A 1,692-nucleotide genomic window follows, 5' to 3' on the forward strand; every position below is an offset into this window, starting at 1 on the left:
GGGCTTACCACCGCAGCTACATCTAAGCGCCAGGCGCCTCTACRCCGCGCCGCTCTTTGCAGCGGCCCACAAAAAAAGCCACCGGATCGGTGGCTTTTTTTTGCCTTGGCGCAGTCACTGCACCAGGAATGAGGCGTACCGCAGGTTGTGCGAAACGCCCCCGCGCGTGGCGTGCCGGTCAGGCGGCCAGGCGGCGCTCGATCGCGGCTTTGGTCTCCTCCAGCTCTTTCGGCAGGTGATGTTCGAGTTGCTTGAACAGTTCGGCGTGCAGCTCCAGCTCTTTCTGCCAGGCGGCCTTGTCGATGCTGGTCACGGTCTTGAACTGCTCGGCGCTGAAGTTAAGGCCGGTCCAGTTCATGTCTTCGTAGCGGGGGCTGACGCCGGTAATGTGCTCGACGCCCTGGCCCTTGCCTTCGATGCGATCGATCATCCACTTCAGCACGCGCATGTTTTCGCCGTAGCCGGGCCAGACAAACTTGCCGTCTTCGCCTTTGCGGAACCAGTTGGCCGTGAAGATCTTGGGCAGTTTGGCGCCGGAGGCTTCCAGCTTCTGGCCCACATTGAGCCAGTGCTGGAAGTAGTCGGCCATGTTGTAGCCGGCAAAAGCGATCATCGCGAACGGGTCGCGGCGCACTACGCCAACCTGGCCGGTGATGGCGGCCGTGGTTTCGGAGCCCATGGTGGCGGCCATGTACACGCCTTCCACCCAGTTGCGGCCTTCGGTGATCAGCGGCACGGTGTTGGAACGGCGGCCGCCGAAGATGAAGGCGTCAATCGGCACGCCGGCAGGGTCGTTCCAGGCCGGGTCCAGCGCCGGGTTGTTGGTGGCGGCCACGGTAAAGCGTGAATTGGGGTGGGCGGCCTTGGCGCCGGTTTCCTTGGCGATCTGTGGCGTCCAGTCCTTGCCCTGCCAGTCGATCAGGTGCGCCGGCAATGCCTTGCCGGGGGCGTCCTGCTCCATGCCTTCCCACCAGACGTCACCGTCGTCGGTCAGGCCGACGTTGGTGAAGATCACGTTTTTGTCCAGGCTGCGCAGGCAGTTGGGGTTGGTCAGCATGTTGGTGCCCGGCGCCACGCCGAAGTAGCCGGCTTCCGGGTTGATGGCGTAGAGGCGCCCGTCCTTGCCGGGTTTGATCCAGGCGATGTCGTCGCCAATGGTGGTGACTTTCCAGCCTTCAAAGCCTGCCGGCGGCACCAGCATCGAGAAATTGGTCTTGCCGCAGGCCGAGGGGAAGGCCGCAGCGACGTGGTATTTCTTGCCTTCGGGCGAGGTCACGCCCAGGATCAGCATGTGCTCGGCCAGCCAGCCCGGGTTGCCGGAACCGTCTTGCGAAGCGGCGCGGCCCATGTTGGAGGCGATGCGCAGCGCAAAGCATTTCTTGCCCAGCAGCGCATTGCCGCCATAGCCGGAGCCATAGGACCAGATCTCGCGCGTCTCGGGGTAATGGACGATGTACTTGGTCTTGTTGCAAGGCCACTTCACATCTTGCTGGCCTTCGGCCAGTGGTGCGCCCACGGTGTGCACGCAGGGGACAAACTCGCCGTCGAGGCCGAGCACGTCAAACACGGCCTTGCCCATGCGCGTCATGATCTTCATGTTGACGGCCACGTAAGGGCTGTCGGACAGTTCAATGCCGATGTGCGCGATGGGTGAGCCAAGCGGGCCCATGCTGAAAGGCACCACGTACATGG

At 63.3% G+C, this 1,692-nt stretch carries 1 protein-coding gene; it reads right to left on the reverse strand.

Annotated elements, in window-relative coordinates; genetic code table 11:
* Positions 1-178: 178 nt before the first annotated feature.
* A partial coding sequence (locus AC1DWI_RS22060; protein ID WP_477725774.1) for a phosphoenolpyruvate carboxykinase (GTP) occupies positions 179-1,692 on the reverse strand: 1,514 nt, incomplete at its 5' end.

The organism is Polaromonas sp. P3_C2 (assembly GCF_056402675.1).